Source organism: Corallococcus sp. CA047B (assembly GCF_003612065.1).
GTDB classification, from domain to species: domain Bacteria; phylum Myxococcota; class Myxococcia; order Myxococcales; family Myxococcaceae; genus Corallococcus; species Corallococcus praedator.
In genome coordinates, this window is sequence record NZ_RAWD01000485.1 from 1 (window position 1) to 5,097 (window position 5,097).

Below are 5,097 nucleotides of genomic sequence, written 5' to 3' on the forward strand. Positions count from 1 at the left end.
AGTCCCGGCCACCCCCGCGCCCATCGGCGGTGGAGGGTTGCCCACGACCGCCCCGCTGTCCCCGGCCGCCGCGGCGCGCAGTCCCGGCAAGGGAGACCCGTTCGCGGAGCCCGCCGAGCCCCGGTTGCCCATGGGCGGCTCGCCCGAGGACAAGCTGGAGTTCTTCCGGGGCATCCTGAAGCAGAAGACGGAGACGCTGGCCCGGGCGCGCGCGTTGTACGCGGAGCGCGAGGCGGAGCTGGCCCCCCTGCGCGCGGCGCTGGAGAAGGCGAAGAAGGACGCGGGCGCGGCGGGAGCGCCGGCCCGGAGCGCCCAGGACGAGCAGCGCGCGCAGCTGGCCCAGGCGAAGATCGCCGCGCTGGAGGCGGAGCTGGCCGCGTCGGAAGCGGACCGCCGGGACCTCACGCGCGCGCTGGCGGAGGTGGAATCGGAGGTCCCCCGGCTGACGGAGGAGCTCCAGGTCGAACGCGAATCGCGCGGGTCGATGGCGGAGGAGCTGGTCGGCGCCAAGGAGGCGCTGGGGCTCGCGCAGGACCGGGTGGCGGAGCTGGCCGCCGGCAAGTCGGAGGCGCAGGGCGCGCTGGAGGCCGTCCAGGAGCAGTACCAGTCGGTCCTCGGGGACGTGGAGCGGCTGACCGCGGAGGTCCAGGCGCTCACCGCCGAGCGCGACGCGCTGACCCTGCGGGGCAGCCAGTTGGAGGCGGCGCTCGCGGAGGCGCAGGGCTCGCTGGGCACGCTGGAGAGCGAGAGCGACTGGTCGCGCAGCTCGTTGGAGGAGGCGCACAACCACGCGAAGCTGCTGGAGGGCGAGCGGGACGCCGCGCGCCGGCAGCTCGCGGTGGTGGAGGACGGACTGCGCTCGCTCCAGACGCACGTGACGGAGCTGGAGCGGACGCTCGCGCTGAAGGACGCGGACGCGGTGGGACTGCGCGCCGCGCTCACCGCGCGCACGGCGGAGGCCGCGGAGCTGCCCTCGCTCAGAAGCGCCCTGGAAGGCCGTGCCGGAGAGGCAGGCCAGGCGCAGGCGCGCGTCCGCGCGCTGGAAGCGGAGCTGGCCCAGGCGAAGGAAGGGTCGCGCGCGGAGGTGGAGGCCGCGGAAGTCCGCGTGCGGATGGCCGAGTCGGACCTGGCCTCGCTCCGCGAGGTGCTGGAGGCGGCCGAGGTCGAACAGGTCTCGCTGCGCGACCGGATGGAGTCGGACGCGGCGGCGCTCGGCGAGGCGGTGCACGACGCCGAGGCGCGGGTCCACGACGCTGAAGCCCGGGTGCAGGCCGCCGAGGCGAAGGTGGCGGAGCTGACGGCGCGGATGACGGCCGCGCAGGCCGGTGACGAAGCCCATCAGCAGCAGCTCGCCGCGTTGGATCGCAAGCTGGCCACCACCCAGGCGGAGCGCGTCGGCTTCTCCGCGCGCGTGTCCATGCTGGAAACGGCCGTGGGCCAGCGCGACGCGGAGCTGCAGCGCCTGCAGGCCCAGGTCGCGAAGGCGCAGGAGGAACTGGCGCTGGAGCGGGCCCGGCGTGAAGCGGTGGAAGCCGAGGCCGCGGACGCCCGGGTGAACGCCGCGGAGGCCGAGGCCCGCGTGGATGCGCTGGCGGCGGGGCAGGGCGGACAGCGCGAGGAGCTGACCGCCCTCACCGAGCAGTTGGAGGCGGCCCGCGCGGAAGCGGACAAGGTGGACCGGCTCCAGCAGCGCGTGAAGATGGTGGAAGGCGCCCTGGAAGCCTCCGAGTCCAAGCGCCGCGTCGCCGAAACGCAGGCGGCCCGGGTGAAGGACCTGGACGCGAAGCTCGCGCAGGCCAACGCCGCGCTGCAGGCGGAGCAGGCCGCGAAGGCCGCATTGGATGCGAAGCTCGCGCAGGCCAACGCCGCGCAGGCCCAGGCCGGGGGCGCGCAGCAGACGGAGCGGGCCTCGCTGGAGGCCCAGCTCGCGCAGGCCCAGGCCGCGTTGCAGGCGGAGCAGGCGGCCCGGCAACTGCTTGAAGCCCAGCTCGAGGAGGCTCCTGCGGCGGGCGCCTCGGACGCGCCCGCCGAATGGGCGCAGGAGCGCGAGCAGCTCAAGGCGGACATCGCCTCCATGAAGCGCAAGCTGATGGCGGCCGAGGCGGCGCTCGAATCGGCCGCCAGCGCCAAGGCGAAGGTGGCGAGGCTGGAAGCGCAATTGAAGGCCCTGAAGTAGAGGTTCCACCTCCATGTCCTTCGCCGCGCCCACGGATCCGCTGACGGGGATGCAGGCGGCCCGCTTCGGGCTGTACCTGCACTTCCCGTACTGTCTGGCCAAGTGCCCCTACTGCGACTTCGCGGTGGCGGTGGCGCGCCAGGTGCCGGAGGAGCGGTACGCGAACGCGGTGCTGGCGGAGCTGGACGCACGCCTGTCCGCCGACCCGGCGTTGCGCACCAAGCCGCTGGAGTCGCTCTTCCTGGGCGGGGGCACGCCGTCCCTGTGGCACCCGCGCTACGTGGCGCGGGTGCTGGAGGGCATCGCCGCGCGCATGTCCCTGGCACCGGGCCTGGAGGTGTCGCTGGAGGGCAACCCGGAGCGCGCGGACGCGGAGCGCTTCGCCGGCTACCGCGCCGCGGGCATCAACCGGTTGTCGCTGGGCGTGCAGTCCTTCCAGCCGCAGACGCTGAAGGCGCTGGGCCGCGCGCACGACGCCGCCATGGTGGAGGGCGCGGTGGCGGCGGCGCGCGAGGCGGGCTTCCCGGTGGTGGCGTTGGACTTCATCTACGGCGTGCACGGCCAGACGCGCGAGCAGGTGGAGGCGGACGCGCTCAGGGCGGTGGCGCTCCAGCCGGAGCACCTGTCCACCTACGCGCTCACGGTGGAGCGCGAGGTGCTGGCGGAGGACACGCCGCTGTCCAAGCAACTGGCGCGCGGGGAGCTCTCGCTGCCGGAGGACGACGACGTGGTGGCCATGGCCCGCACGGTGCGCGACGTGTACGGCGCCCACGGCCTTGCCCGCTACGAGGTGTCCAACCACGCGCGCCCCGGCCTCAGCTCCCGGCACAACGCGCTGTACTGGACCGGCGGCGAGTACCTGGCGCTGGGCGTGGGGGCCACGGGGATGCTGCTGTCGCCCCAGGCCCACCGCTACGTCAACCTGCGCAGCCCGGAGGCGTACCTGCGCGCGGTGGAGGAGGGCCGGGTGCCGGAGGCGAGCCGCGAGGACCTGGGCCCGGAGGAACTCTTCGCCGAGCGACTGAGCATGGGCCTGCGCCTGGTGTCGGGGGTGGACTGGGAGGCCGTGTGTGAGCGATACGGCCAGCCCGTGGAGTCCCGGCGCGCGGAAGTCGAGCGGCTGGTGGCCCATGGCTTCGCCACGCGCAACGGGCCCAGGCTGGCCCTGACGGAGCGGGGCGCGGACGTGCACAGCGCCATCTGTGCGCGGCTGCTCTAAGGGCGACCGCTGGGAAGCGGGAGCGACGGATTGAGGAAGGACGTTCGACCGTGCTGACCAAGTGGTTGTTGTGGATGGGCCTCACGCTGCTGACGGGCAGCCCGCTCATGTCCCTGGCCCTGCTGGCCGTGCTGCTCTTCGCGGCGGACCGCTTCACGCTCCAGGTGCTGCCCAGCCCGGTGCGCGCCCTGAAGAAGTGGCAGCGCGCCGGACAACTGGCCGGCACCATCCTCACCAATACCCACGACCGCCGCGCCCGCGCGGAGCTGGCCGACATCCGCCTGGGCCAGAAGCGCTACCAGGAAGCGGTGGACCTGCTGCGCCCCAACCTGGACGCGGGCGACGACGACGTGGACACGCTCTTCCTGCTGGGCGTGGCCTACCTGGGCGCGGGCGAAGCGCCCAAGGGCGAGCTGCTGCTCGACGAGGCCGCCCGCCTGGACGCCGACTACCGCCAGGGCGCCATCGACCTGGAGCGCGGCCGCTTCCGCCTCCAGCACGGCGACCTCAAGGGCGCGCGCGAGGCCCTGGAGCGCTTCCTCCAGGTGCGTCAGGGCTCGGTGGAGGGCCGCGTGCTGCTGTCGCGCGTGCTGGCGAAGGAAGGCCTCGTGGCGGAGGCGAAGGCGATGCGCGACGCCGCCTGGCGCGAGTACACCGTGGCGCCCCGCTTCCAGCGCCGCCGCGACCGCTGGTGGGCCTACCGGGCGCGCCCGTCCCGCCCGCTGACGTACGCCGCCGTGGCGCTGGTGATGATGGGCGTGGGGGCCTACGTGACCCGCCAACTGCCCCTGCACGACGTGGCGCCGCGCTACGGCTATGATGAGCCCTACGCTGCGGATGACCCGGGCGGGGACGACGCGGAGTAGTCCGCACAAGCCCGCGCCGGGCCCTTCGCCCGACCCGAGGCCCAGGCTCCTGAGCATGTTCCCTCCGCCGTCCCAGGTGCTGCGCCAGCGGGAGGGAATGCTGGCGGATACGCCCTTCCCGCTGCTCTTGCACGCGCTGATGGTGGAGGAGCGCACCTGCACGCTGGAGCTGAAGGTGCGCCAGCGCGAGAAGCGCATCACCTTCGAGGACGGCGCGCCGGTGGCGTGCCACTCCAACCTCCTGCACGAGACGCTGGGCAAGTACCTGGTGGAGAAGGGCCGCCTGGCGGAAGCCGACTACCAGAAGGCCCTGGCGGAGAGCGTGTCCTCCGGCCTGCAGATGGGCGCGCTGCTCGTGCAGAAGGCGCTCATCAGCCCCTTCGACCTCTACAAGCAACTGCAGGCGAACCTGGCGCACAAGCTGCTGGACTGCTTCCGCTGGACGGACGCGCGCTACCGGCTCATCTCGGACGTGGAGGCGCCGGACGCCACGGTGCGCGCCAACAGCGCGCAGCTCATCCTCACCGGCGTCTCCACCCAGCTTCCCTTCGACGCCGTCGCCACGCACTTCACCTTCACCGACGACCGGCGCTTCGGGCAGATGCCCGGCGTGGAGTCCGCGCCCAAGCTGTCATCCAAGGACGCGCGCCTCTTCCAGGCCCTGCGCCAGCGGCCCACCTTCAACGAGCTGCTGGAGCGCACCGGCTTCGACATGGAGTCCGTGCTGCGCCGCCTCTACGCCCTGTGCCTGCTGGGCGTGGCGGGCTTCGTGGAGGACGTGGATCAGCGGGCCGCGGAGGTCGCCGCGAAGGCCCCGCCCGTGGCCGCCCCCGCGC

4 protein-coding genes are annotated in these 5,097 nt (G+C 73.7%); all 4 read left to right on the top strand.

The features are described 5' to 3' along the window. On the top strand, nucleotides 1–2,176 hold a 2,176-nt coding region (locus D7X74_RS39460), incomplete at its 5' end, for a plectin 1 isoform 8 (RefSeq protein ID WP_120538099.1). 13 nt (nucleotides 2,177–2,189) lie between these two features. After that, nucleotides 2,190–3,395 (top strand): radical SAM family heme chaperone HemW, encoded by a 1,206-nt coding sequence (gene hemW, locus D7X74_RS39465; RefSeq protein WP_120538100.1) that lies wholly within the window; start codon nucleotides 2,190–2,192, stop codon nucleotides 3,393–3,395. A 53-nt stretch (nucleotides 3,396–3,448) separates the two neighbouring features. After that, nucleotides 3,449–4,261 (top strand): hypothetical protein, encoded by an 813-nt coding sequence (locus D7X74_RS39470; RefSeq protein ID WP_233602449.1) that lies wholly within the window; start codon nucleotides 3,449–3,451, stop codon nucleotides 4,259–4,261. A gap of 55 nt (nucleotides 4,262–4,316) precedes the next feature. After that, nucleotides 4,317–5,097, top strand: a 781-nt coding sequence (locus tag D7X74_RS39475) for a DUF4388 domain-containing protein (protein WP_147446858.1), incomplete at its 3' end; no start/stop codon positions are given.